The sequence below is a fragment of the Paenibacillus sp. Marseille-Q4541 genome (genome assembly GCF_018310695.1).
In the GTDB taxonomy this organism is placed as follows: Bacteria; Bacillota; Bacilli; order Paenibacillales; family Paenibacillaceae; genus Paenibacillus.
Window position 1 is genome coordinate 1 of the sequence record NZ_JAGXCY010000027.1, and the last position, 24,251, is coordinate 24,251.

The window sequence follows — 24,251 nt, forward strand, 5'->3', positions numbered from 1 at the left end:
TTTTATTTGTTTAAATATAATAGATAATCGCTATATATCTCTAATATTCTTTAATTAATAGCGCTTACTCTATGAATTTCTATATTTGTAAAATAATCTAACATCAAATAGAATACAGTTCAACGACATATCCAAAAATCACCTTACCAAGGAGTGGAACTGTATGAAATCTTACACAAGCCCAAATCTTCCTCCCCGCCGCCATTTCGTTCTCTGGAGTACGGCCGCTCTCACCCTACTTACCCTTACACTAGCCCCTTTCTCTTCATCAGCAAGCGCTGCGACAACGGTCTCCGGAATAACTTCACCTGTACAATCCACCGCACCTGTCAGAAACACAACAATCCCTCCTATATCCTCAGCAGCACAGACCGAGGCTTTGCCTAATGTTCTTGTCATTGGTACCGGTGGTACGATTGCAGGGCAATCAACAGATGAGACTAGCTTTCTTGATTACAAAGCAGGTTCCCTACCAATCGCTGATATGGTAGGTTCTCTTCCTAATATGAATAAGGTAGCCGATGTAAATACGCTTCAGTTCGGCAATTCCGGTTCCTCCGCATACTCCATGGGTGATCTATATGACTTGTCCTTGTCGGTCGATAAAGCCCTTGAAACCTATGATAGTGTCGTAGTAACCACAGGAACAGATACAATGGAAGAAATCGCTTATTTCCTTGACCTTACTGTTCAAAGTGACAAACCCGTTATTATTACAGGTTCCATGCGTCCCTGGACTGTAATCGGTTCTGACGCAAAGGCAAATCTATTCAACGCCATCAAACTTGCTGCAAGTGAACGTACGACTTCCTTTGGTACCGTACTCATGCTGAATGATACCATTCACTTAGCAAGAGGAGTAACCAAAACTAATGATTACCGCACGGATACGTTTGAAACACCCATGCTTGGTGCAGTTGGATACATTGATGGAGATCATATCCGCATATATCGTGCCCCTGCCCGGGCAACCGAGTCAGAAGGTACTCTAAAGCCAGTTTTTGATCTCAGTAAGATATCGAAACAAAAACTAGAGGGTACTAAGGTGGAAATCGCCATTTCCTATCAAGAAGCAGGCAGCGGAGCAATTAAAGGTTTTGTAGCGGACGGAGCGACAGGAATCGTTACTTCCGGAACAGGTGCTGGTGGAATCTCAAGAGCAATGAGTTCGGAAAGAAACGAAGCAATTAAGGACGGCGTGGTATTCGTTACTACGACCCGCACGGGTTCTGGCAGTGTTTACAGCGAAGGAGAAGGTGTCATTTCTGGAGATAATCTCAGTGCACAACAAGCCCGTATCCTCCTGCTATTATCTCTGTCTTTTAGTGACGATTTTGATACGATGAAAGAATGGTTCAGTACATACGGCAAACCGGAAGTTTAATTATACCACTTGCTCTTATCTCTTATGAATAATAAACAAAACCGTCTGGCATATCGCCTGACGGTTTTGTTACGTGAATCCCTCATCATGGTCACCTTTTCCGATTTATAATATAATTAATCCTAGATTCCATTACTATCCTATAGTGACAATTGGCCGAAGGAGATTACGATTTCATGATCATCAACACAAATGAAGTTTATCTGCCCGTGTATGAAGCACTCGCAAGTGATGTCAGACTGAGAATCATCGAACTACTGTCACATCAAGATATGAACGTGAAGGATCTTGCGCAAGCCCTGAATCTAAGCAGCGCCATCATGACGATGCATGTCAAAAAGCTAGAAAAAGCAGATATTATTACCTCCACTCTAGTAGCAGGTCAGAATGGTACTAGGAAAATGTGTACGCTGAATACAGATGGTATTGAAATCATCTTCCCTCAAAAGGAGAGAACACGCCGCAGTTTTCATGAATACAGCGTTTCTATAGGTCATTATAGTGATTTCGTAGTTGAACCTACCTGTGGTCTCGCAACAACGACAAAAGTAATCGGTATGTTTGATGAGCCAAGGTATTTTCTAGATGCAGACAGAGTCAACGCCAAGATCTTGTGGTTTACGAAAGGGTATGTGGAATATCGAACCGCCAATTTTGTATTAAAGAGTGAGCAACCAACGGAACTTGAAATATCCTTCGAAATTTCATCAGAGGCCCCTTCTGCTAATGATAATTGGCCATCTGATATCTCCTTCTTCTTCAACGGAGTACGCCTTGGCATCTGGACCAGTCCAGGAGATTTTGGAGGATCACGCGGCAAGTTCACACCCGAGTGGTGGTGGGACGAAATTAATCAGTATGGTCTGTATAAGGTACTCCGCATTAACAACCAGGGTACGTTCATTGATGGTCAGCAAATCTCAGACATTACACTGGACGACGTGAATATTCGGGCTAAACAATGGACTTTTCGAATCGCGGTTGAGGAAGATGCTGAACATATCGGAGGAGCCACCTTGTTTGGAACAGGCTTTGGAAATTACAATCAAGATCTGGTGTTTAAACTATATTATGAAAAAATAGATATATAAAAAAGCAAATCCCATCTCCCGGCGATGTGAAGCCTGGGGATGGGATTTGCTTTTGGTTGTTTGCCATATGATATTCAAGCACAGCGATTTTGCATGAAATTTAATTACTCCCCTGCAATCCCGCTTCGTTCCACACTCTCCACAAAATATCGCTGTGTAAACATATAAAGAATGAGGACAGGAAGCAGCGTGAGTACTGCCGCTGCCATGATTTGATTTTGCAGCGTTGGTGCAAGCCCAATGGCACTACTAGCAGAAATGTTTTGAGTTGCCTGTTGAAATTCAAGATTGGCATTTCCATTAAACAACGCCATGTTTTGGGCCAAATTAAAATATTCAGGTACCAGCAAATACATATTCGGTTGAAACAAATCGTTCCAGTGCCATACCACGGAAAATAGGAATACAACAAGCATGGCTGGTTTGGCTAATGGAAACATGATGGTCCAGTACGTCCGAAATGCGCCCGCCCCATCGATACGCGCTGCCTCCTCAAATACGGAAGGGAGTCTACGATAGAACTGAACGAAGATAAGAACAAACAGTGCTCCCTTCAGTCCATGCCCCAGAGCGGAAGGTACGATAAATGGTAAATGTGTGTTCACCCATCCCAGATCTAGAAAAAACGTGAACAAAGGAACTACAATCGTTTGCGGTGGAACCAGGAATGTAAAAACGACGAGCGCCATCCAAAAGGCTTGCCCTGGAAAACGATAACGAGCAAAACCGTACCCGACGAGAGAACAACTTAATACTTGCAATACAGCACTACCAAACGAAATGATCGTGCTATTCAGCAGTCCTCGCCAAAAATTAATTTCCTGCATCGCAATACTGTAATTAATTAAGCTAAACTCCTTGGGAATCCATCGAATCGTCGCGTCAGCAATATCCTGAGGCCGCATGAGCGACTTGGACACCATATAAAGTAACGGGTACATAAATACAAAGGACAAACTTAAGATGGTGAGATAGAATAAAATCCCTTTGATGGTTTGGCCTGACTTTCGTACCGTACGAATTTGCCAACCTAGCTGCTGCTTATCAGATGCAACTTCAGAAGGCAGCGTCAGTCTTTGAATAACCGATTTGAACATGGCTACGCCCTCCCTTCCATCTGCAGCAAACTTTTTCGAAATAAGAAAAAGATCAAGGCAAGCACGATTGAAATAACAACGAAATAAATCCAGCCCATGGCGGAACCATAAGCATAGTTATTGGACTTAAACACATTGTTCATAATGTGATTCATGATGTAATTGTCCGTTTTGGTAAAAGAGTTCACCACACTGTAGAGTGTGTTTACGAATATCATTGGCATGATCATCGGGAAAGTAATCTTCCAGAAGGACTCCCATTTCGTAGCTCCGTCACATTTAGCTGCTTCATATAGCGAAGGAGATATCGTCTGAAGTCCAGCAATAAAGATGAGAATCTGCACTCCTGCATCCCACATGACCAAGGTAAGAGAATCAGCATATTGCAATAAGGGACCAAGTAGGGCACCTGGAATAAAATCATTCAGCATCCCAAACAATCCGTACTGATAAAAAATGGGTAGCTGAGCTGCCCCTTGCTCCAGAAGTTCTCTTAATATGGCACCGGATGCAATAATAACAGGCAGAAAGAAAATTCCTCGAAAGATGACTCTTCCTTTAAAATTCCGATTAAGCAGCAGCGCACTAAACATGGCAAAGATCAAAATGAGCGGTACCTGTGTCAGCATAGTGGTCATTGTTTTTTGTAATAAGGGTAAAAAATCAACATCTGTCGTAAAAGCTGCCCGATAATTCGTAAAACCGGTATACTCAGCAACCAGCCCTTTTTCTGTGACGGTCAGATTATTTAAGGAATAATAAAAGGACTGGCCTAAGGGATAAGCCATAAACAGGATAAATCCAATAATCCATATAGAAATAAATCCATACCCCTCTAAAATATGTCTGCCTCGCATGGAGAGCTTCGATTTCCACATACCTTATGCTCCCCCTCCTTCATGCACGGCGTATCCGAGCGCAGGTACATCCACTCCATCCGCCTCAAATGACTTTGTACTATAATTAACATAAACCGATGTCCCATTACTGTAGGTCGTTACATATACTTGGCTTTCGATTTCATTGTGATCTGTTATTGCTGCTCCATCCAAATGCTGATAGAGCTCCTGCAGCTGACCAAATTCTTCTGCTGCCACTGTCGTCCAGTAAGTATATTCCGAGCTCCACAGCTCATCTTCCATCGTCCGCTGCAATTGGCTCGTAGGCTGATACGTCAGTCGCATACTTGGCAGTGCCCCGTATTCAATCATACGAAGCTTTTCCATTACCGCATCGTCTCTCAGATTAGTTGGACTTGCAGTGTAAGGAATGAGACCCCGAAGTACAATTTGGTAAAAAGGAACCGTTTCATCTGAAAAAATAAAATGACTGGAATCCAGCGGGGCATGATCAATGTTGTCGATATGTCCATAAGTATAAGCATTCCCGTAACTTACTCCTGTTTGAAGTTCTGCCGCGCGTACCGTATCAACCGCATTGATCCATTTTTCCGCAATGCTCTGTCTTGTAGAAATGCTTTTTGGATCGAGATCCGAAAAAAGTGTTTCTCCCCAGTAGGCAAACTGAATTCCTGCAACACCTAACTTTTTGAATTTGTCTTTTTCCTTATTTACATATTTCTCAATGATTCGATCCGGTTTGAGCCAGTAAAATATTTCACTGTTATCATTCCAACCACTGGACACCTCATAACCTGAGCTTACAGCAAGCTCACGATCCATCCCTCTGATGCCGTCTTTATTTTTACGAATACCCCCACTGTCTTCAAAAGCGCGAGCATAGTTGGCTTCTACATATAGATTAATGCCATGACCCTTCGCATAAGCGGTAAGCTCTTGGAGATCCTTTTCTCCTCCGAGCTTTTTAGAGATAGGAAAATGTTTCGGTTGATCTCCGTATAATCCGTCCTTACCATATCCCTCGAGCGTAATTCTCAGATTCGTCATACCCTCTTTAGCAAAATGGTCAATCATCTCCTGTGCCTCGCGGAAGGTAGTCATCTCGATAAATGTTTTCCCGATAATTTCATCTCGCGTAATCCCTCCAACCAAACGAATCGACATGGTTGAGGCATCTTCGGTAATCGGTGTAACACCTTTACTTGAAGTCAAATACTCACGATAAGCTTTCGCCATCCCTACGTAATCGGCATCTTCACCTTGCAGTAATACATACTGGGCACGTCTTTCTCCTGGAATGCGTTCTCCTTGATAAAAAGGAATCTGACCCGAGGATCCGATAAAAATGACGTCATCTTTCCGGTATACAAATTCGGAAGACACCCTGTACAGCGGGATGTTTCGAATGCCGGAAGGTGTAGCATTAATTTTGGCATCATAATCGCCTTCGGTCACGATCCCTAGAAAGCCGACATCTTCGCGGTAATTTCCAAATACCGGCATCGCAATATTTTCCTTGGGGGGATTTACTTTACGTGAATTCGCATCGATACTGGAATGCCCCGCGCTAACATAAATCGGATCACTGCCGTAGACATATTCCGAATAACCGGAATAAAACATCGGATGATCCTTTTTATATTCAATCAGTGCTCCTGAGCCATCCGGAATAAAAAGCGCACCTTTATCTTGACCACTAGCTGCATTAAAGAAAGGCAGCGGTTCAAGACTTACAATGCGTGCAGTACCCGTTTCTTTGATAGATTCTTCTGGTATAACCACTTCAAGTCCGCTATCCAGAAGTCTGTACTCCATAGAAATCTCGAGTTTTTCTACGGACAGCAAGAAGTGCAATTTAGCTCCTTGCTCCGTATATTCAATGGTCAGTTCATTTTCTTTTTCTTTTAACGTGTGTGTCTGAACCGTATCGGCTCCCTCGGTGTATTTAATATGAAGTGGTGAGTCCATATATTTCTTGTTGTTAGGCATTGTCGTTCGATCTACTTGAGGTGCCCCAAGCCATTCTTTGCCTGTAATTTTATCGATTAGCCTGATGTTTCCTGTTTTCTCATCAATATAAAGTTCGAGCTTCTCATTCTCCGTCACTTTCTTTGTTGCTGAAATCGGATAAGGTCCGAGAGACAAAATTGGTTGAACCTTCCCTGTTCCAGCAGAAACTTCCCCTTCGTCCGCTGCACTCACATCTCCTGTAACTTCACCCGGTTCCTCTATTTTTTCTGCCTGTTCGGCTCCCTGCACCGCTGCATCCTCGATAGATTCAGTATCCATCTCCTCTGAAGTCGTCTTCGTATCTTCTAAGGCGAGCTGAATGGAACCTTTCCATTCTGTACTCGTTTGGTTGGACTGGCCTGCCGCTGAACCGAAGTAGGGATTCGAGCTGAACCAAAGCACCAGAGCAAGAAAAAATGTCCATTTGCTTTTCATCCGCATGATTAACACCTACCTTCGGAAGTTCATTTCTCTAAACAATTCAATAATGAATTGAATGAGCTGATTGATCAGACCAAACATAAGTATGCCGATAAACCACAATATCGCGATTCCGATCATACTAAGCAGCGTAATAAATACCAGCTTTCCAAATTCAAAATCATGAATTTTTTTCACTTTGAGCAGCAATAGCCATACCGTCCATACGAGCACTGCATTCACTAGAAAAGAATACGTAGAATACTCTTGCAGTGAAAATACAAAGGTAAGCAACGTAATCGGTACAATGAAGAGTGTGTAGGGTACGAGTGCAAAGGCGCTTCCCACAACCACTTCCTTGAATTTTCCTTCTCCATCAAGAATGGCGCTCACTCCCCAGTTGGATACACACCAGGTAAACCAGGGTACGACAATCCAGACAAACTCATGAAAGTATGAAATTTCATAGGGCTCCCTAGTTTCAAATGCGTATCCTGTCAGTACAAGAGACAACATTCGAGCTACATATGCTAGAAGCACCACGATGATCGCATCACGCCACCGAATACGATTCGGTTTTTGTATCTCCTCGAAAAAATCAAAGGGATGCCTTAGTACACCAAACATCATTTGCGCTGTTGTTCTCATTTTGCCTGGCCCCCTTTCATTGTGTGATCTCCAGGAAGGCGAGAAAGTGTAAACGTTTCGTTCTCTTCACTGCTCTTATTAGCACGAACTTTTCGTAATATACCTCTTATTAATCTAGGTGCTAGATAACGCAATATTAGCAATAGAACGATGACCCCTCCGCTGATCCAAGCAAAATATTCCCTGATCCATTCTTTGCGGTATTCATGAAATGCATCGGAGTATTCTCCCCGGGCGCCAGCCAGTTTAAAATAACTCATCGCATCCTTGTAGCGCTGTGCCTTGTAGAGAGACTTGCCAATCGCAAAGTAAGCAAGATCGAAGTTTCCATTTTGCTGCAATACTTGCTGCCAGAGACCTTCTGCTTCTTCATACCTTCCGTCAACGTACAGCTTCGAAGCAGCATGAACGGTGTCAGCAAAAGGAGTGGTACGGAACAGATCAACCCGATTCCTTCCTTTATCCACCACATAAATCGTACCTTTACTTGACTGCGCAATACTTGACGGCGTAACAAACAAACCATTTTGTTCTCCCAGTCCGCCAAATACAAATAGCAACGTTCCTAATTTGTCGTATTGATAAATTTTGCTGTTTAATAAATCTAATGCCGTCATAACCCCGTTCTGATCTACCGTAATATCAATAAAAGCTGGAATGGAATCTCCTTTCTGAAAAGAAGGATCTCCATATACCTTAGCTCCTGAGCCAAGCGTATCCACTCCAACAGGAGATAATCGTTTAATCTGATTAGTCACAGTGCCGAGCGTTGTTGTATAAATAAACCCTTCCTTATCCTGCACTGCGTTCGAGAATTCGAGCGGTTTGGTAGTTGCAAGTTTCGCCTTCTGTTCATCGGTTGCCAGCATCCGTATAAACAATCTGCTCCAGCTGAATCCGATATGATTGGCCCCATAGAATCCTCTAAACTGCCCATTCGGATCAATTTGGATGAGCCCCTGCGTATTTCCGTCACTCACGACAAACATATAACCGCGTTTATCTACCAGTAGCTTGGAAGGAGAATAGGAAAAACCTGCACCAAGCAGCGGGCTTTCTGGTTTTGCAAACTCTCGCAGATAAGTACCTTCTGCATTAAAAACGACAATTCGCTGATTTTTGGTATCCGCTACATAAATGGTACCGTCTTCGGTAACAAACACACCTTTCGGTTCGTTTAATTTCCCTTTCCCTTCTTCTACGCCCATCACTTGTTTCAGCTTGCCATCTTCGGAGAGATGCACAATCCGGCTGTTACCGGTATCCACGATGTAAAGAGAATCATCGGTTCCTACAAAAATATCTTCTGGTGCATTCAGCGGACCTGATTCCAGTTCAACCCCTTCAATGGAACGATCATACAAATACCCGTTGATGGAGTGTACACGATCACCATGTGTATTTTCTGTATAACCATCATAAGGTGCGTCTGCGTAAGAGAAGGAAGGCGCGCACAATACAAAGCAAAGGAGCACTGCACATAATAAACATCCATTTCGCAGCCAACGTTTCATATGCTCCCCCCCTATTCCTTTAGCCCTGAGTGGGCCATGGTTTGGAGTACCATTCGCTGTGTAATGATAAAAACGAGAATGGTCGGAATAATCATAAGCAAGGAGGCGGCTGCGAGCGTCCCTACTCTGGCAACAACGCCAGCTCCCCCGCTGATCGTCTGGATAGCAAGCGGTAAAGACTTCATGTCTTCTTCTGTTGTATAAACCATAGCCGGATAAGGATCATTCCACGCGGAAATAAAACTGAATAAAGCAAAGGTAGCAATCGCCGGCTTAAGCATCGGAAGGACAACACTCATAAACACTTTCCATTCCGAAGCCCCATCCATTCGTGCTGCTTCAAGAAGAGCGTCGGGCAGCTGACGTAGGAACTGCGTCATTAGGAACATCCCCATTGGCGCTGCCAGATAAGGGAGGATGAGTGCCCAGTACGTATTGATTAGTCCCAGCTTGCTCACAAGCAAATATTGAGGTATTTGCACGACAAGGGGCGAGAACATAAGAGCAAGCACGACCATGTTAAAAATGGCTCCCCGGAAAGGCATGTTATGTTTTGCAAGGGGATACGCTGCCATAGCCGATATCATAACGCCGAAAAACACGATACAAATACTGATAAATAGACTGTTAAAAATGTAACGAGAAAAAGGAACCGATGTCGTGCCTGTAACTAATAGCAAATCCCTGAAATTTAGCAGGGTTGGATTATTTACAAAAAAACGGGGAGGAAACAAGAACAATTCACTGACCGGCTTAAACGCCGAAGAAATCATATAAACGAGCGGAGCCAGCATAAGCAGTCCGAGTAACGTCAGACATACGTATAACACAATGCCACCAACATCCGTTTTCTTGCCTCGGTATGTGCCAAACATAACTAATCAGTCCTTTCCCAGCCAGTTAAAAATCAGTCGGTTCAGACCGATCATCATGAAGAAGAGCACGACGGCAATGGCTGCAGCATATCCCATTTCAAACTTGATAAAAGCATAATCAAACAAATGCGCAAGAATGGTATGCCCTGCGTAAAGTGGGCTTGGCAAACCTACCAACTGGACACTCACATCAAATACCGTCAGGGAACTCACAACCTGAAGTACGGCTCCGAATAAAAGCTGTGGTTTCACAGAAGGAAGCGTAATATACCAAAGTTGCTGCCAGCGGAACCTTATTCCATCAATGGAACCTGCTTCGTACAAATCCTTCGGAACATTCTGAAGACCAGCGAGAAACGCTAGAAATCCGACCCCCATAGACATCCACAGGGACACAATAATAATGACGGGTACAATCGAATGTACATTTTGTAAAAATAAATACGGTTCATCGATGATCCCAAGTTTGCTAGCATAATAATTGATCAGTCCTCTCCGATCCCCGGCGAACAGATAGAGCCATACTACCGACATCGCAGTCGCGCTCGTGATGGATGGAGTATAGAAACAAAGAGTGTAGAAAAAACGATATTTCTGCGGAATTTGACTGATAAGCCAGGCCAGCAGGAATGCCATGACGTACCCCACGGGTCCGGTTATGAATGCAAATTTCAAAGTGATACCGATCGCCTTGAGGAAAATATCATCGTCAACAAACAGCAACCGGTAATTAGATAAACCAATGAACTTCGGCGGTTCCAGAATATTGTAATAAGTGAAGCTAAGACCGATGGAAGTGACCACGGGAACGATAGTAAAAAGAGTAAACAGGATCAGAAACGGGGCAAGGAAATAATAGGACACCCGATTCTTTTTTATTTCCCGCCAGAGCGTGGAGCGATTATGAGTCATCATCTAAACCAAACTCCTCCCTTTTCTTCCGCAGTTCCTTATCAATTTCGCGGACTCCCTCTTCCACGGCTTCGCGGGTAATTTTGCCGTTCAGAACGATTTCGTTCCATATGTTAGCGATATGTCTTGTTGTATAATATCCTCCGATAACAACTTCACGCTCTTTGAACCATTCCCACTGCTCCAAAATGGCATGAATGTCGTTCTCTTGCCAAGGAAGTCGCTTAAGCGCTTCCACATTTGCTGTGTTCCATCTGGCTTCTACCCCAAGCAGTGCCTCAAGTTCAGATCCAAATCGTTCTTGTGCATCTGCCGAAGTCCACCATTTAAGAAACTCCCAGGATTCCTCTTTCATCTCCGTATCTTTAAAGATCATTCCAGTCTGCGCAAGTCCGCCCGTAGAACGATTTATTTGACCATCCGCTTCTTTCATTCCTGGCATCGGCTTCATCCCCCACCATCCAGTTAACTCAGGAGCGGCTGTAGACAACAGGACATACGTTGAGTAATCGGCAACCCCAATTGGCATTTCACCAGATCGGAACCGGTTATAGAAATCTGCCTGTTTCTGAATTTTGTAGTTTGTAAAGAGTCCCGTCCACATCTTGAAAGCATCCATCGCTTCCGGCGAATCGAGATTGGATAACTTCCCATCCTCCCGATAGAACTCACCACCATGTTGGAACAAGAAAGGAGCAAATTCGTTGATGGCCAGCGCAGGATTGTTAGGGGCATGTGGATAAAAGAAGTCCATCCCGTTTTGCTGTAAAATAGGAATGAGATCCATAACCTCTTCCCACGTATCTGGCATATCTTCTTCCGAGTAACCAAGTTCTTCCATAATATCCTTGCGGTAAAACAGCATATTAAAGTTTTGATTTTCTGGTAGCGCGAAGCTTCCTCCATTGTATTCATAAGGAATAAGTGCACCTGGCCTAAACCTGGCCGCAACCTCTTCGTAATCTGGATAATCCTGCAGATTCATAAGACCGTTTCTGACTGCATAGTCTATCGGCACTTCACCTTCAACCCCCAGCGCTACGTCCGGAGCAATTCCCGAAGTACTCGCAAGAAGCAGAACCTGCATCTGCTGAGCAGGTATAACGTTCACATTGACCTTAATCCCGGTCTCTGGGGTGAAATCTTCATCAATCATCTGCTTGATGATGTCTACCCAGTCCCGTCCTCTAGCCACCCATACTTCAAGAACCTCTTCTCCCTCATAAACATTGCCTATACCGCCGTAGTCTTTCGTAAACGACTGTGCAAAATCATAAAGCATGGTTCCCGTTCGTTTCACCCAGCCTGCACTTGGCACTGGCCATTCCTGATCGACTGACTTTACGATGAGATAATCCAGCAGAAGGCTCTGCTTACTTAGCGAGTTAACCCATGTACCAAGAGAAGCCTGCAAATCATTAAATTGCTGCATTCTTCCTGGTATTGTGCGGGTATCTTCTGCCATGCTGAGCAGTACATCCCTAGCTTCATAGAGAGTGCTTACTTCTGAACTGCCTTTCGTAACACCAAGATCATATAGCGCCTTGATCGTATCATCAAAAGTACGAGCCATCAGCTGAAGCCGTGGCACGAGATTTTCGATGTTCCGCTCAAGCTCCCAATCCCCGTTCGGGTCAGGGTTTGTGCCCGTTACCTGGATAACCTCACGACCAAATAGGGACATCTTGCGTGTTGTTCCCGTGACGTCTTCCAGTATTCCTCCGAGCGCACCTACTTGAACCTCCATCCGCAAAGTATGATTGCCTTTCTCCAAATAAAATTGATACGGTTCCTCCTCCGTACCAAACTTTGCAATCTGAAACTCCTGTTTATAAGGAAAGGAAACGCCGTTCATTTCGCGGAATGGAATTTTTCCATCAATGGTCACTTTTCTCTCTACCGGGATTCCATTCAGAAACCATTGTCCATAGCGTGCTCCTATTTCATAGAGTCCGCTCTCCGGTACCTCAATCTCCCACTCAGCCCACTGTCCGCCATTGCGCCAGCTTGCCCCACCGAACACATTTAGTGTGATCGCATTCTTGTTATAGGGTTCTGTTGCCGGCTCTCGGTCCTCAATTCTTTTCAAAGTCGGATCCGAACGTAAAGAAGATTCTTCAGCCTGTACCTTAATCAAAACTTCTTTAGTCTGGTTGTAGCCTTGTTCTGCATAATTCTTTTGTACTTCCTCATAAGTAGGAATCGTCTCTGGAGAATGGATGTAAATATTCCCCATTGCAGCCGGTTCTCTTACGTTCGTAATTCGTAATGTGTGTTCCCCTTTAGTCAGATAAAACCGCAGCGGTTCGTATGTTTTCGCTTCCGGATCCTGAAAGTCTCGATATTGCCATCCGCTCACTTCTTTACGCGCAGGATTAAATTCATTGCCTTGATTATCAAGCCACGGTTCACCCGATTCAGACCACATTCGCTGAAATTCAAGTTTGCGAGCCTGATAAAAAGGGTACTTTCCATCAACCTGAATACTTCTCACTATCGAAGAACGTTTTCCTGGTAGCGCATAATAGTCCATTCCCATCTGGTAGAAACCATCTTCAGGAACTTCAAATCTATATTCACTCCAGCTATTCTCTGTTGTCAGTGCAAGTACAGATCCTGACTGATCTCCAAGTCCGTCCGTCAATTCCGTACCCTTATTACTCGTCTTAACTGCTTCGGTAGAGTGTAGCTTAATCTCAAAGCTACCCGTATCTTCGGCTCCATCGTCACTGAACTCTTGTATGTAATCCAAATACGAGGATTCAAGTTTGCTTCCCGCATCTTCCTGCTCCAGAATGGAAGTTTGCTGAACCCCTGTCAAAACAGGGATATGGGCCATTGCATCATCGTCATACCCTCTCGAGTCATTCCACCAAATAAAGAAAAGAGCTGCAGCCACAATGACTAAGAGCGTTATTTTATATCGAAGCAGCCAGCGAACCACGTATGAAATACCTCCTTTTGCAAGTTCGTTATCCGTTACAGGCAAGGAGGAATCCCCCCTCGCCTGCTACCTACCTCTTACGGATTCATCTGCTTGAGCAATTTCTCCTTATCGGCTTTCAGCTTCTTCTCTACGTTCTCGGCCGTCTGCTGAATGGCAGTCTTGGAGTCAATATTTTTGTCGATCGCCTTCAGCACTCCGTCGAGCCAGATCGGCCACGCCAAACCATCAAGCGGCGTATATCTACGAACCGGAATTTTCTCACTTAGTGATGTATAGAATTTCTGGTCTTCCTGCCCTCCGAGATATTCATTCGTGTGTGACACATACCAGTCTTTACCCGTGATATTTTTCCAGTCAGGCTGAATGGATTGGTTCACCCAAACCTTCCATGCTTCTTCGGTCGTCGTGGCCCATTCAATAAAAGCCCAGGCTGCGTCCTTATTTTGACTCTGAGCAGGAAGTACAAAGGTGGACCCTCCTTGACCCAAGTTGAGGCCAAATGGCATATTCGTCGTTCTCCACTTCCCTTTTTGTTCTGGGAAATTCAGCTTGAGATCTCTTGCACCGTAAGTACCCGTAACATACATTGGAGATTCGCCTTTTTTAACACGTTGCTTTCCTTTGTCACTGAGGATGCCGTCATGCGGAGCAATCTTCAGCTGATTTACACGTTTGCTGATGTCTAAGTACTGAATAAAATCATCCGTGTTCCGGACATAGTTCAAATCCTTATCAAAATATCCAAGAGAATCACCGTACCAGTGAACCGGAGAATCTCTCCACTCCATTGCATACTTACCGTTTGCTTTCAATATTTGGGCAAGGGTGAAAAAATTCTCAGGATCCTGGATGTATTCACCGAGCTCTTCCGGGTCAGATGGAAGACCCAACTCTTCAAAAATATCGGCTCGATAATAAGTCACTGCCGGAGTAACATCCCATGGCATACCAAGTAGTTTCGTACCATCAATGGAAGACCAGCGGTTCCAGTTATATTCAGATACAAGGTCTTTGTATTTCCCTGCGTCATAAGGCTGTTCGAGCAAGTCCACAAGCACGTTCGTTGTACTGTATCTCGGGAATTGGCCCTGCTCTACAAGTGCTACGTCAGGAGCACCTTTCCCAGCGGCAAGTGTTGTCTGAAGTTTGTCGTGCAGATCACCAAAAGGAACGTAAACCGTCTTCATTTTGATATTGGGATAGACTTTGTTAAAAGCCTCCTGCAGATTTTTGGACTCTACTTTGTCATCAATAAATGTCCAATATGTAAATTCCCCTGACATATTGGGATCAAGAGTAGAAGCTGGAAGCAAATCCTCCTCTGTTTCAGGCTCTTTTTCAGTGCCTGACCCTTCTCCAACTTGATCATTTGGAGTAACGGTTTCTGTGTCTCCAGTGCCTGCTTCTGGCGTAGCACCGCCGGAACATGCCGTAATCATGGCAAATACCATTACAAGCAAAAGCAATACCATAAATCTTTTTCTCATGACAACCCCTCCTTAAAAAATTGGATAATTATATAAGACGGAATGGAAGTCAGCCTGCTGAAAAACGCATGAGACTAAATCCCCCGTTCGATCTTCAAAAAGGAAAATAAATGAAAACAGTAAATATAAGCGCTTACATAAACATATGGATATAGCATTCAGGAAGTAATCTATCATGTAGGAAGGTTTAATTTATGTTTTGGAGAATTAGTTAATACATATGTGAATCTGTAATGAAACAGACGAAATATAGAGGTATATTATCAGCCTAGAGGATTAATTTCACAATTTTGTTTATCAGTTAATAGAAATGCGAATTGAATAATCAAATTATTACGGATAAATATCTTATTTGTCAAGAGTAGAAAATGTAGAATCACAAAAAAACATGCCCTGAATTATATCTCAGAGCATGTCAAGAAAATTACCATATATAGTATCTTCGTTTCATATACTTCCCTCTTATTTCACATAAGCGAGTGCGAGTCCATCATAAGCCGGCAGCATCGTGCTAACGAGTCGATCATCTGTAGCGATGAGCTCATTGAATTTACGAACAGCTTGAACGGAAGGCCCGTTCTTCTCTGTATTGAGTGTTCTGCCACGTAGAAAACAGTTGTCACCTACAATAACAGCTCCCGGATTAGCAAGCTCTATTGCATATTCAAGATACACCGGATAATTCTCTTTATCCGCATCAATAAAGAAGAAATCAAATTTCTTACCTTCTATTTTCAGTTGTTCCAGACTGTCTGCCGCAGGGCCAATTTTGTACTCTACCTTATCTCCATACCCAGCTTTCGTCAATTGCGAGTGAGCAAGAGCTGCATATTCTTCCTTAAGTTCAAGAGAAGTGAGTCGCCCTTCTTCAGACATTCCTCTCGACAAACAAATTCCGCTATAACCGCCAAGAGCCCCTATTTCAACAATTTGTTTTGCTCCAGATGTTTGTACAAGAAACGTTAACAGACGACCATAGGCAGGGGCAACCGATACTTCCGGCATTCCTCTTTCCTGAATTGTACGAATAACTTCTGTTAAAAGCAGATCCTCATCATATAAATCATTTACATATTCGTCAGGATGTATATTCAATTCCTCATGTTCCTCCTTCAATCTACTTTCCTTATGGACACAATTGCTCTATAATAAGTGTTTGTTTTATATACCCTTGTTTTTGTCCACGCTAGACGAAAGACGCAGGTGCGTATATCATTGTACTGGTCCTAGTTCAAACAGGCAAGGACACGATCAAATATAAGAAAGATTATCCTGCAGGGCCTTTATGAAACAGCAGTGATAATCAGATGGAGTTGACATTTCTTTATGCAACCTTTGCAATTAATTGCAACGACCCCAATGGGGCTAGAAGCTGTCGTTTCAAGAGAATTGAAACTGCTCGGCTATAACGATGTAACGACCCAAAATGGGCGCGTTACATTCTCCGGTGATTTTATTGATATCGCAAGATGTAATCTATGGTTGCGCAGTGCTGACCGGATTCTAATCAAGATGGGCGAATTCAAAGCAACTACGTTCGACGAGTTGTTTGAAGGAACCAAAGCTCTGCCTTGGCAAGAATGGATCCCTCAAGATGGTGAATTTCCCGTACAAGGACGTTCCCATAAGTCACAATTGTCCAGTGTCCCTGCCTCACAAGGGATTGTCAAAAAGGCGATTGTTGAAAAATTAAAACAGACTTACCATACCGAATGGTTCCCTGAGGACGGGGCCCGCTTCGTGATTGAAGTCCACTTGCTGAACGATATCGCCATGTTAACCCTCGATACAAGCGGTGCCGGTCTTCATAAGCGCGGTTACCGTAAGCTTGTAACAGAAGCTCCTTTGAAAGAAACGCTGGCAGCAGCACTTGTTCAGCTAAGCAGATGGGGGCCGCATCGCCCATTCTATGATCCATTCTGCGGATCAGGAACATTGCTCGTTGAAGCTGCCATGATTGGTTGGAACATTGCACCTGGACTTCGCCGCTCTTTCAGTTCGGAACACTGGCCTATTATTCCAACCGAAGTATGGGACCAGGCTCGGGAAGAAGCATTCGATGAAGTGAAAGATGATATTCCACTGCAAATCGCGGGAAGTGATATCGATCCGCAAGCGATTGAGGTTGCACAAGCAGCGGTCAAAAGCGCAGGTTTTGCGAAGGAAATCAAACTCGACGTACTTCCTGTTTCCCGAGTACGCCTAAGAGGAGATTATGGATGCCTGATTACTAACCCTCCTTATGGAGAACGGATTGGTGAACAAGCTGAAATAGAGAAGCTTATCTTCTCACTGGGCAGAGTAGCTGCAGAAGTACCTAGTTGGTCCTTTTTTGCCATTACTTCCACTTCGTCGTTTGAAAAACATTTCAACCAAAAAGCGGACAAACGCAGAAAATTGTATAACGGCCGGATTGAAACTCAGTTCTATCAATTCCTTGGGCCCCTGCCGCCAAGACCAGGCAGATCTTAGTACGCTTAATACGCACAAAAGGAGTAAACGATTTGTTTACTCCTTTTTTTATTTTTCAAATAAGAAAAGTATTCTTAAAAGTCCGCTGAACCTTTCTTAGTACACCTGACGTTTATATTTGATACCTGAGGCGATATAATGAGACAGAACATTTATTATCCAATGGAATACTAAGGCACAATGGAGGAGTGTTACTTGCCTAAATTTTCAGATTCCCTGTTACTTGAACATATAAACAAATGGCTTCAGCGTTATCTTCCTTATCTATTATTCCTCATCATCATGACCCTAAAACTTAAGTTTTTTCATCATGAGCTGCATGCAAGAAATATTGATATGAGCCGGCTTGATAACGTCATTGCCATAGGCTCCTTGATGGTTGTTTCGTTCTGGGTACTATGGTTGCCCGTTCGTTTCAGAATGATGGCATTATCCTTGTTAAATCTGCTACTGACAGGAATCATCTATGCCGACCTCGTCTATTACCGTTATTTTGGAGATTTCATTACAGTACCCGTTCTGATGCAGACAGGACAAGTAGGCTCTCTGGGGGATAGCATCCGTTCCCTTATTTATATCCGTGATCTCTGGTTTTTTGTAGATATTGTATTATTAGCACTTATCGGCTTATTTCTGGTTGTAAGACTCATTGTTAAAAATAGAAAAAACCGAACTTCTCTGTATTCCTCTAAGGATCGTCAAGTACAAGATCTTCCTTCCGTGCGAAACAGATTCGTGAACAGTGTGCTGGCTTTGGTTCTCGGTACCGTACTCTGCATTGGACCCATTCAGTATTACAATAAAACCTGGGCGACAGGGATATTTGAAGGAAACTGGTGGAATATGAGTCTTTACAATGTGACAGGACTACTTGCTTTTCATGGTTATGATGTCTATCGCTACAACAAAGAACGTATGGCCAGTCAAGCTGCGGTATCTGATGAGGAACTTTCCGAAACTGCTGCGTATTTTACTGCCAAACAGGAAGAGGCAAAAGCAGCGGTTTCCGCTGAGACGTTCGGTAAGTACAAAGGAAAAAACGTGATGATTGTCCAGGTGGAAGCTTTTATGAATTTTGTAATTGGCAAAGAAATTGGCGGAGAAGAAATTACTCCTCATTTTAATCGCTTAATGAAGGATAGCCTTTATTTCAAAAATTTCTACCATCAAACAGGACAGGGACGAACATCTGACGCTGATTTACTCACCAACATTTCACTGTACCCGCTGCCAACAGGCTCCGTATTTGTTCGCTATCCAGATCATGCATATGATTCCCTCCCTTCGATTCTTGGGAACGAGGGCTATTATACATCTGCTTTTCATGCGTATGAGAGCAGCTTCTGGAACCGATATGCCATGTACAACAACATGGGATACGACGAATTTATAAACCGAAATAATTACATCATGGATGAACCCGTCGGTTGGTCGCTCGGTGACAAGTCGTTCTTCAAACAATCAGTCGATTATCTTACTGAGGAGAACACAACAACTAAAAAATCGCCCTTTTATTCCTTTATGATCACACTTACAAGTCACCATCCCTATGTCCTGCCAGACTCCTTACAAGAGCTTGATACTGGACCACTTACTAGCACGATGATGGGAGATTACTTGCAGTCTATCCATTATGCAGATGCTGCTCTGGGGGAACTCGTAGAACGGTTAGAAAAAGAAGGTCTCTGGGAGGAAACGCTGTTTCTTGTATATGGGGATCACGACAGTTCTATCAAGGAAAAAGCAGACTATGAAGCGTTTCTCGGTAGATCGATCAGCGATCTAGAAATGCATCAAATCATGAATCAGGTCCCGTTGCTCCTGCATCTTCCGGACGATGATAAAGCCGGAGTATATCTGGAACCGGCAGGACAAATCGATATTACACCTACAGTACTACATCTGCTCGGTATCTCTACTGATCAACGTTATCTCATGGGATCTGATTTGCTGAATACTAAGAAACGAATGACCGTACTTCGTACCGGTGCTTTCGCCAAAAGCGATCTGGTATACATTCCATCTGAAGACCATTTGTTTGAAAATGGAACTTGTTATGACACATCGACTGGTGACAAAACCGATATAAATGCATGCAAGGAATCCTACGAAAAAAGCGAAATGGAATTGTCCATTTCTGACAAACTTATTACGTACAATTTGATCAATAAACTTCGCTCAACAAAGCCGTAATACAACTTGTAACAACACATGTTAGTTTAACTACTTTCATGTTTGCAGATCGTTTACTTTAGCTATCGTGCAACATTCTTTAGCTTAGCTGGGCTGTCTTCACTGCACGTACATATTGCGAAGACAGCCCCTCTTGCTATAGAGAGTATCATTTTAGTTAACGATACCAAGGACAAAGCCATCGTACCCTTTCACACCGACCGTTTGCACTACAGTAGCAGATATCCGTGATTTTTTAGACATCAGCTCCAAAAACGTTCTCACCCCAATGACACGAGGATCTGCTTCATGCTCATCTATGACCTTACCTTCACGAATGACATTATCACCGATAATTACCGTTCCTGGATGTGCAAATTCAAGGGCCCACTCTAAATAGTGTGGGTTATTTGGTTTGTCGGCATCGATAAAAATAAAATCAAAGGATGACACGCCTTCTTTTTTCATCGCATCCAGTTGATCCAGGGCATCTCCTACTCGAACTTCAATTCGCTCCTCCAATTGCGCCACTCTAATATTCTGCCGGGCTACTTCCGCATGATGCGGGTCAAGCTCAAGGGTAACCACCTTACCTTCTTGAGGAAGTGCTCTTGCCATCCAGATTGTACTGTATGCACCTAGCGTTCCAATCTCCAGTATTCGCGCTGCTCCCTTCATTTGGATAAGCAGTTGCAGCAGTTTCCCTTGGCTAGGAGAAACATCGATAGCCGGAAGTCCCGCCTGCTGATTATTAGAAAGCACTGCCTCAAGCACCTCATCGTGTGGAATCAAAAGCTCCTCAGTATAACGGTCTACCTGTTCCCATGTGTTCTGTTGTTCTTTCATCTTGATCACTTCTCCTCTATTCATTTGTTCTTTCGTTATTATTGTATTGCGTTTAAAATGATAAAAATAATATATCTTTATTAAGTATTCATAACTTAAATTTATGATTTATAGAAAGAGAGGTTCACCTGTGAATTTACATGCCTTACGTCTATTTCATGTCGTTGCTACTACAGGCAGTGTGACCCGCGCTGCAAGTGTATTACATATCAGCCAACCTGCAATTACGGCACAGATCAAGAAATTTGAACAAGAGTTAACTTTCCCTTTATTAAAACCAGAAGGAAGAGGAATTACTTTAACCGAAGCAGGCGAGCAACTCGCCGTTCTCGCCAAGAGATTATTTGCAGTAGAACATCAGATTGAACAATTTACGGAGGAGTTTCGAGAAGGAAGGATAGGAAGTATTCGGCTTGCAGCCACTTATTTACCGGCTAATTTTTTGATTCCCACCTGGACTGCAAAGTTCAAACAGCAATATGATCAAGTAGAACTTACCATCAATACAACCAATTCCGCAGATGCCTTACGTCAACTCATTAATATAGAAGCAGATATTGCGATCTACGGAGGAATTACTGAGGAACATCCAGATACGATTCACACTGAGATCTTATTTCAGGATGAATTATGGTTTGTAGTAGCGCCTCATCATCCCTTTGCTAATCAGCACGTCTCACTGCAGGAGATGATGAAAGTACCTTTTGTGATGCGTGAAGAAGGAAGTTCAACTAGAGAGAGGCTGTTATCGCTCTGTAGGACGTACAATATGCCTGGCCCCAAGATCTCATTGCAATTTAACGGACTACATGAGGCAACTACCGCCGTAATATCTGGCTATGGGGCCAATTTCGTATCTTCTCTTGTTGTACGTGAACACGTCCAGCGCAAAGAATTATGCCGTGTATATGTGGAGGGAATCCATCTTACCAATACGATAGCGGTGTGTACTCGTAAAGACGAACCACTCCCTCCAACTGCAAGACATTTTCTTCAGATGATTCGAGAAACACCCCATAAGAAGGCTTAAAATAACAACAAAAAACCTGTCCGCATCAAATGCGAACAGGTTTCATGGTTGTGCAGGCTGATAAGGTCTTTGCTCACTGAATATTTACTTTTGGCTCACATTCAGTGAAGCAAGTCGTTCTTTCTCTTCCGAGAGAATTTCCTCTGCAAATTCTACACCACCAAATGTGGTTTGCTGCTGAGCGGCCATGACAGCATTCTCGGCGTGAATCAATCGATTCTGAGCCTGCTGGACCAGCTCAGCTGTGGGCTGAGATACCGCTTGTGTTACCGCGTGATGCAGCTTCTTGACGGAACTGGAAGCCTGTGCAACCAACGTAGAAGATTGCAGACTGGAATGATCGTGCTTCATTTTCGAAACCACTCTCCTTCTCTCAAAATCCTGCTACATCGTTAGCATGGTTTGAAATCAGGAACGTTATGCAATCGCCATTATTTTTTTATGAACGGAGCCACTTTTACAAGCACTTCCTCCTCAGTAGGAGCACTGATATACCGACCGTTAATAAAAACAAAAGCACGCTTGCCGCACGGACCACAGTATGACTTACAGCCGATTTTAATGTCAGCGTCTGGAGCCATCTGCTGAAGTTTAGCAACCATTGATTTTAATTTGACATGTTTACATTTTTCACATACTCGAATATCGTTAGCCATCTATTCCCCTTCTTCTATCACCAAGGCTTAGTGATGAATATTGTTTCCTTGTGAAGGGTTTGTAATTACAAATCCTTCTTTTGGAAAGTAAAGGTAGTCCACTTTAATGCCGTCCAGCATCGGTTTTCCTTTTTCAAGCAAAACATCAATTTCTTTATCTGTGGAAACCAATTCATCATTTTCTTTTTGTGTATCAAAATCAATGCCATAATGCACATGATCCCCATGATCCAGCGTGATCAGAACGCGTACAAGTTTACCCTCATTCTCTGGTAAGCCCAGTTCACGTTTTAATACTTTAGCTGCATTGCGAGTAATCTTTGCTTTCATGTATATTCATCTCCTAGAATCTATAAATAGTGATCAAGTGCTTCAGGCGTGTATTATAAAATAAGCCTGTCCATTGACAATACATTATATTTTAATCAAGAATAGCTCAAATCGCAAGGAATAACCTGTCACTTTTATCGCTTACTACGATCACCGGAAGCAACGAGGGAATATTTACGCTCTGCTCTTGTAACAAACCAGTTCATTAGCAACATCGTCACCCCGATATCATCAATGGGCATGAAAGGTAAAACGTCCGGCAGAACCCAGTACAGAAAAGCAGGAACTAAAAATAACATTTTATCTAACATCGACACCTCAGAAGAAGTGAGCAATGCGGGCAACCGTCTGAAAATATGTGACCATCTGTTTAACGAAAACAGCTTCCTCCATTTCATTTACATCTACTCCTTCCCAAAGTTCAGAATATCTATATCATACCACAATGCGGGCATATGGAGGGTATGTATCATTTCCCTCCGGGCCGCCACATCAACATCTTAATGCTGGATTGTTCTTGCCAGCTTCATCGCAGTCACCATAATTTGTTCCACTTCCAAAGCAATAGAATCATATTGAGAAACGGGGAGGGGATTCACACCCATTCCGGTTTCCACCGTAAATCCGGGTTTTCCGAACTCCTGAATAAACCAATCTTTATAACCTGCGTCACTCCCGCTTAATCGTACGGATCTGTATCCTGCCGCTAACGCGAGTTGTGTTGCCCAATTCTCACTGCATGGAGGCTCGGCATTACGATAATTCCAATATATCTCCTGACCCTGACTATGAAGGGCTATGACGGCATCAAACTGTCTTTCTGTGGTCCAATTAGCCAAAGCTAAGGATTCTGGCTCTGACAAAGGATACTCTCCACCGTAATCTCTACTTCCCGGACCTGTTCTCTCTCTCCGGTTCATTTCTTCCTGCCAGAAGGCTGGAAACTGATCGTTTAAATCAACACCGCGAATATTCGCTTTCCAGCCAGAAAAATCTGGATTGCCTGCATTCATCTCCCGCAGGTCCTTCGACAGAGAATCATTATCCAGAGTTCCATTCAGAACAAGTTCAATCCCATCTGGGTTAAGCATAGGTAATACCCACAATGTAATTTCTTCGAACCATTTTTCAGGATCACGATCATAGAATTCCGCTCTCTCATTCAGTGCCTTAATATAATTTTTCACAAATTGCATCAGACACGGGACATTCAGCCATTCATTTGCGTGCATTCCGGCATTCACATGAAGATGAACATTTCCTCTTCCGATGGCTACATAGGGAATATCTTTCCCCAATACGCTCTTACCGATCACACCGCGCTTTATCCTTGGATCAATTGAGTATATTTCATCCAGATCTTTCAAAAGCTCCTGATATCCATACCGCTTCATCCCTATCCCTCCTATGAAGAAAAACGAAAACGTATGTTATCGCAGTATATGCAAGTGGTATTGTCCACCGTGATACACACCTAGGAAAAGCCTGGACCAAATAAAA

General features: G+C 43.4%; 21 protein-coding genes. 5 read left to right on the plus strand and 16 right to left on the minus strand.

The features are described from left to right. The first annotated feature begins 163 nt into the window (after nucleotides 1–163). Together KFT32_RS20560 and KFT32_RS20565 are read left to right on the plus strand one after the other, a co-directional pair. Nucleotides 164–1,384 carry an asparaginase gene (locus tag KFT32_RS20560; protein ID WP_211749363.1) on the plus strand — a complete coding sequence of 407 codons (1,221 nt, stop codon included), beginning with the start codon at nucleotides 164–166 and terminating at the stop codon, nucleotides 1,382–1,384. Between the two features lie 176 nt (nucleotides 1,385–1,560). Continuing rightward, a complete protein-coding gene (locus tag KFT32_RS20565; protein WP_211749364.1) occupies nucleotides 1,561–2,475 on the plus strand; it encodes an ArsR/SmtB family transcription factor in 915 nt (304 codons plus the stop codon). A 104-nt stretch (nucleotides 2,476–2,579) separates the two neighbouring features. Here KFT32_RS20565 and KFT32_RS20570 read toward each other — a convergent pair whose 3' ends face one another. The 10 genes from KFT32_RS20570 to KFT32_RS20615 form a co-directional block, all read right to left on the minus strand. Further along, the gene (locus KFT32_RS20570) at nucleotides 2,580–3,572 is read right to left on the minus strand and encodes a carbohydrate ABC transporter permease (RefSeq protein WP_211749365.1); all 993 of its coding nucleotides are present in this window, start codon (nucleotides 3,570–3,572) and stop codon (nucleotides 2,580–2,582) included. A gap of 2 nt (nucleotides 3,573–3,574) precedes the next feature. Then, nucleotides 3,575–4,450: a carbohydrate ABC transporter permease gene (locus tag KFT32_RS20575; RefSeq protein WP_211749366.1), complete on the minus strand. Its 876-nt coding sequence runs from the start codon at nucleotides 4,448–4,450 to the stop codon at nucleotides 3,575–3,577. Between the two features lie 3 nt (nucleotides 4,451–4,453). Then, nucleotides 4,454–6,877 carry a DUF5696 domain-containing protein gene (locus KFT32_RS20580; protein WP_211749367.1) on the minus strand — a complete coding sequence of 808 codons (2,424 nt, stop codon included), beginning with the start codon at nucleotides 6,875–6,877 and terminating at the stop codon, nucleotides 4,454–4,456. Nucleotides 6,878–6,892: 15 nt separating this feature from the next. Continuing rightward, a complete protein-coding gene (locus KFT32_RS20585) occupies nucleotides 6,893–7,510 on the minus strand; it encodes a Yip1 family protein (protein ID WP_211749368.1) in 618 nt (205 codons plus the stop codon). Beyond that, nucleotides 7,507–9,024, minus strand: a complete 1,518-nt coding sequence (locus tag KFT32_RS20590; RefSeq protein WP_211749369.1) for a hypothetical protein — start codon at nucleotides 9,022–9,024, stop codon at nucleotides 7,507–7,509. Before KFT32_RS20590 ends, KFT32_RS20585 begins: the two co-directional genes overlap by 4 nt. 11 nt (nucleotides 9,025–9,035) lie before the next feature. Next, complete coding sequence (locus KFT32_RS20595; RefSeq protein ID WP_211749370.1) at nucleotides 9,036–9,899, minus strand: carbohydrate ABC transporter permease; 864 nt, start codon at nucleotides 9,897–9,899, stop codon at nucleotides 9,036–9,038. 6 nt (nucleotides 9,900–9,905) lie between these two features. Continuing rightward, nucleotides 9,906–10,814 carry a carbohydrate ABC transporter permease gene (locus KFT32_RS20600; RefSeq protein ID WP_211749371.1) on the minus strand — a complete coding sequence of 303 codons (909 nt, stop codon included), beginning with the start codon at nucleotides 10,812–10,814 and terminating at the stop codon, nucleotides 9,906–9,908. Continuing rightward, nucleotides 10,801–13,800: an extracellular solute-binding protein gene (locus KFT32_RS20605; protein WP_211749372.1), complete on the minus strand. Its 3,000-nt coding sequence runs from the start codon at nucleotides 13,798–13,800 to the stop codon at nucleotides 10,801–10,803. Before KFT32_RS20605 ends, KFT32_RS20600 begins: the two co-directional genes overlap by 14 nt. A 32-nt stretch (nucleotides 13,801–13,832) precedes the next feature. After that, nucleotides 13,833–15,245 (minus strand): ABC transporter substrate-binding protein, encoded by a 1,413-nt coding sequence (locus KFT32_RS20610; RefSeq protein ID WP_211749373.1) that lies wholly within the window; start codon nucleotides 15,243–15,245, stop codon nucleotides 13,833–13,835. Between the two features lie 462 nt (nucleotides 15,246–15,707). Next, entirely contained in the window at nucleotides 15,708–16,340 is a 633-nt protein-coding gene (locus KFT32_RS20615) for an O-methyltransferase (protein ID WP_211749374.1), read from the minus strand. Nucleotides 16,341–16,571: 231 nt separating this feature from the next. Here KFT32_RS20615 and KFT32_RS20620 point away from each other — a divergent pair, with 231 nt between their 5' ends. Together KFT32_RS20620 and KFT32_RS20625 are read left to right on the plus strand one after the other, a co-directional pair. Then, complete coding sequence (locus KFT32_RS20620) at nucleotides 16,572–17,717, plus strand: THUMP domain-containing class I SAM-dependent RNA methyltransferase (RefSeq protein ID WP_211749375.1); 1,146 nt, start codon at nucleotides 16,572–16,574, stop codon at nucleotides 17,715–17,717. Nucleotides 17,718–17,912: 195 nt separating this feature from the next. Then, entirely contained in the window at nucleotides 17,913–19,910 is a 1,998-nt protein-coding gene (locus KFT32_RS20625) for an LTA synthase family protein (protein ID WP_249436029.1), read from the plus strand. 153 nt (nucleotides 19,911–20,063) lie between these two features. Here the strand turns inward: KFT32_RS20625 and KFT32_RS20630 are convergent, their stop codons facing one another. Further along, on the minus strand, nucleotides 20,064–20,735 hold the full coding sequence (locus KFT32_RS20630; RefSeq protein WP_211749377.1) for an O-methyltransferase: 672 nt from the start codon (nucleotides 20,733–20,735) through the stop codon (nucleotides 20,064–20,066). Between the two features lie 130 nt (nucleotides 20,736–20,865). Here KFT32_RS20630 and KFT32_RS20635 point away from each other — a divergent pair, with 130 nt between their 5' ends. After that, a complete protein-coding gene (locus tag KFT32_RS20635) occupies nucleotides 20,866–21,765 on the plus strand; it encodes a LysR family transcriptional regulator (RefSeq protein WP_211749378.1) in 900 nt (299 codons plus the stop codon). 84 nt (nucleotides 21,766–21,849) lie between these two features. Here KFT32_RS20635 and KFT32_RS20640 read toward each other — a convergent pair whose 3' ends face one another. The 5 genes from KFT32_RS20640 to KFT32_RS20660 all read right to left on the minus strand — a co-directional run bounded on the left by KFT32_RS20640 (nucleotide 21,850) and on the right by KFT32_RS20660 (nucleotide 24,145). Further along, nucleotides 21,850–22,116, minus strand: coding sequence for a hypothetical protein (locus KFT32_RS20640; RefSeq protein ID WP_211749379.1), 267 nt, complete (start codon nucleotides 22,114–22,116; stop codon nucleotides 21,850–21,852). 80 nt (nucleotides 22,117–22,196) lie between these two features. Then, nucleotides 22,197–22,421 (minus strand): YuzB family protein, encoded by a 225-nt coding sequence (locus KFT32_RS20645; RefSeq protein WP_211749380.1) that lies wholly within the window; start codon nucleotides 22,419–22,421, stop codon nucleotides 22,197–22,199. A gap of 27 nt (nucleotides 22,422–22,448) precedes the next feature. Then, nucleotides 22,449–22,751, minus strand: coding sequence for an iron-sulfur cluster assembly accessory protein (locus KFT32_RS20650; RefSeq protein ID WP_211749381.1), 303 nt, complete (start codon nucleotides 22,749–22,751; stop codon nucleotides 22,449–22,451). Nucleotides 22,752–22,885: 134 nt separating this feature from the next. After that, on the minus strand, nucleotides 22,886–23,149 hold the full coding sequence (locus tag KFT32_RS20655; protein ID WP_211749382.1) for a hypothetical protein: 264 nt from the start codon (nucleotides 23,147–23,149) through the stop codon (nucleotides 22,886–22,888). 102 nt (nucleotides 23,150–23,251) lie between these two features. Then, a complete protein-coding gene (locus KFT32_RS20660; protein WP_211749383.1) occupies nucleotides 23,252–24,145 on the minus strand; it encodes a M14 family metallopeptidase in 894 nt (297 codons plus the stop codon). Nucleotides 24,146–24,251 lie beyond the last annotated feature (106 nt).

Bases quoted from the DNA above. Each gene is read 5' to 3' on its own strand.
- KFT32_RS20560 (WP_211749363.1), top strand. From the start codon at position 164: ATGAAATCTTACACAAGCCCAAATCTTCCTCCCCGCCGCCATTTCGTT.
- KFT32_RS20565 (WP_211749364.1), top strand. From the start codon at position 1,561: ATGATCATCAACACAAATGAAGTTTATCTGCCCGTGTATGAAGCACTC.
- KFT32_RS20570 (WP_211749365.1), bottom strand. From the start codon at position 3,572: ATGTTCAAATCGGTTATTCAAAGACTGACGCTGCCTTCTGAAGTTGCA.
- KFT32_RS20575 (WP_211749366.1), bottom strand. From the start codon at position 4,450: ATGTGGAAATCGAAGCTCTCCATGCGAGGCAGACATATTTTAGAGGGG.
- KFT32_RS20580 (WP_211749367.1), bottom strand. From the start codon at position 6,877: ATGAAAAGCAAATGGACATTTTTTCTTGCTCTGGTGCTTTGGTTCAGC.
- KFT32_RS20585 (WP_211749368.1), bottom strand. From the start codon at position 7,510: ATGAGAACAACAGCGCAAATGATGTTTGGTGTACTAAGGCATCCCTTT.
- KFT32_RS20590 (WP_211749369.1), bottom strand. From the start codon at position 9,024: ATGAAACGTTGGCTGCGAAATGGATGTTTATTATGTGCAGTGCTCCTT.
- KFT32_RS20595 (WP_211749370.1), bottom strand. From the start codon at position 9,899: ATGTTTGGCACATACCGAGGCAAGAAAACGGATGTTGGTGGCATTGTG.
- KFT32_RS20600 (WP_211749371.1), bottom strand. From the start codon at position 10,814: ATGATGACTCATAATCGCTCCACGCTCTGGCGGGAAATAAAAAAGAAT.
- KFT32_RS20610 (WP_211749373.1), bottom strand. From the start codon at position 15,245: ATGAGAAAAAGATTTATGGTATTGCTTTTGCTTGTAATGGTATTTGCC.
- KFT32_RS20620 (WP_211749375.1), top strand. From the start codon at position 16,572: ATGCAACCTTTGCAATTAATTGCAACGACCCCAATGGGGCTAGAAGCT.
- KFT32_RS20630 (WP_211749377.1), bottom strand. From the start codon at position 20,735: ATGAAAGAACAACAGAACACATGGGAACAGGTAGACCGTTATACTGAG.
- KFT32_RS20640 (WP_211749379.1), bottom strand. From the start codon at position 22,116: ATGAAGCACGATCATTCCAGTCTGCAATCTTCTACGTTGGTTGCACAG.
- KFT32_RS20645 (WP_211749380.1), bottom strand. From the start codon at position 22,421: ATGGCTAACGATATTCGAGTATGTGAAAAATGTAAACATGTCAAATTA.
- KFT32_RS20650 (WP_211749381.1), bottom strand. From the start codon at position 22,751: ATGAAAGCAAAGATTACTCGCAATGCAGCTAAAGTATTAAAACGTGAA.
- KFT32_RS20655 (WP_211749382.1), bottom strand. From the start codon at position 23,149: ATGAAATGGAGGAAGCTGTTTTCGTTAAACAGATGGTCACATATTTTC.
- KFT32_RS20660 (WP_211749383.1), bottom strand. From the start codon at position 24,145: ATGAAGCGGTATGGATATCAGGAGCTTTTGAAAGATCTGGATGAAATA.